Origin of the sequence: Stenotrophomonas maltophilia group sp. Smal12, from assembly GCF_037079935.1 — a bacterium.
Lineage (GTDB): Bacteria > Pseudomonadota > Gammaproteobacteria > Xanthomonadales > Xanthomonadaceae > Stenotrophomonas > Stenotrophomonas sepilia.
On the sequence record NZ_JBAWUK010000113.1, the window covers coordinates 1 to 1183 of the forward strand.

Annotated in this window: 1 protein-coding gene; it reads left to right on the forward strand. The window is 65.4% G+C overall.

Annotated elements, in window-relative coordinates; genetic code table 11:
- The first annotated feature begins 219 nt into the window (after positions 1-219).
- Complete coding sequence (locus tag WDC87_RS21830) at positions 220-945, forward strand: enolase (RefSeq protein WP_088496139.1); 726 nt, start codon at positions 220-222, stop codon at positions 943-945.
- Positions 946-1183 lie beyond the last annotated feature (238 nt).

The window sequence follows — 1183 nt, forward strand, 5'->3', positions numbered from 1 at the left end:
CACAATAGCTACAAAAATAAGACCCATACAATTATTATTGCGCAGCAATTGTTTTTTGTTTTTTTTTTTAAACCCACGCCGGGGTGGGGCGGGCCGAGGGGGTGGGATAGCCGCGCGTATACCAGGTAATTTGGGGCCCGCCCGCGCCCCCAAAACCCCCCGCCGCGCCCCCCCCCCCCCCCCCCGCCCCCCACTACCGATCCAATTCAAAGGACTGAGATGATCCACCAGACTGAACTGAGCGACCTGCTGCCCGGCATGGTCCCCTTCCCCACCGACGTCTTCCCCGCCGACCAGGCCTGGCTCGGCCAGCACCTGCTGCCGCTGCTGAAGATCGACCTCGGTGTGCTGCGCCCGGAACTGGCCGGCCAGGTGGCGACGATGCTGTGCCCGATCGAGCCGTACGACGGCTGCATCGGCGAAACCACCGAAGAACACCACAACGATTTCACCGGCACCAACTGGATCGCCTTCGAGCTGACCACCGGCAACCAGATGCGCTTCCTCGGCAACGAGGGCTATTTCATCGGCGACGCAGTACAGGACAAGGACGCGCAGGAACACATTGCGCAGATGCGCGACAGCTACGCCAAGGCCCGCCACTACCACGCCACGCATGGCCGCCTCGCCTGCTACTCGCGCTACGGCAAGGGTGAAGCCAGCGAGCGCGATTATCTGGATACGCTGGGGGGACAGATTTCCTGTGGCAACTGGATTGAAACGGCCGATATTCCGGCCGCCTTCACCCTGGAATTCACCGACGCCGCCAACGACCGGCATGCTCCAGATGATGCCGAACTGGCGATCATCCGCCGCGATGGCCACAAGTTCTTCGCCGTCGCCGAAGTCGCCGGCTACAACTGGTGCGCCACCGGCGCCGACGCGATCGTGATGCTGTATGAGCCGGTGAGCCGCACGGTGCTGTTCTCGTACGACTGGTCGTAAGACCCTGCGGTAGCGGCCGGGGGGGGGGGGGGCGTGCGTGGGTTTCGGCGCCGGCGGGGGGCCCGCCCCCCCGGTCGTTGTGGGGGTTGGGGGGTGTCTGATATAACAATAAAAAACACACCTCCCCCCCCACTAATCGGTTTGGGGGGGTGGTTGGGTTATTATGGGTGGGGGGGGGGGGGGGGGGGGGGGGGGGGGGGGGGGGGGGGGGGGGGGGGGGGGGGGGGGGGGGGGGGGG

Coding starts and splice junctions, on each gene's coding strand:
- WDC87_RS21830 (WP_088496139.1), top strand. CDS start 220: ATGATCCACCAGACTGAACTGAGCGACCTGCTGCCCGGCATGGTCCCC.